The following is a 240-nucleotide window of genomic DNA, read 5'->3' as shown; positions in this document are numbered from 1 at the left end:
ACCGCCACGGCGGACTGGTCGGTGGCCAGCACGGTGACGTGCGGCCACAGCCGCGCCGCCCCGACCGTGAGCAGCCCGTTGCCGCAGCCCAGGTCCACGACGCGCCCGGGCGGGCGCGGGTCGTCGGCGAGCGAGGCGGGCAGCAGACGGGGGCCCGGGTCGGCGGCGGCACCACCGAAGGCGCCGGCGTGGGCCACCAGGGGCCGGCTCCCCCCGCCCGGGACGGCGCGGTCGGCCTCC

Annotated in this window: 1 protein-coding gene; it reads right to left on the bottom strand. The window is 82.1% G+C overall.

The annotated features are described in order from the left end of the window. A partial coding sequence (locus tag KVS67_RS12915) for a methyltransferase (protein ID WP_217565540.1) occupies nt 1-240 on the bottom strand: 240 nt, incomplete at both ends.

The sequence above is a fragment of the Micrococcus sp. GbtcB5 genome (assembly GCF_019091605.1).
Taxonomy (GTDB): domain Bacteria; phylum Actinomycetota; class Actinomycetes; order Actinomycetales; family Micrococcaceae; genus Micrococcus; species Micrococcus luteus.
Note: the sequence above shows the minus strand (reverse complement) of the source record. Positions and strands in the feature narration are given on the sequence as shown.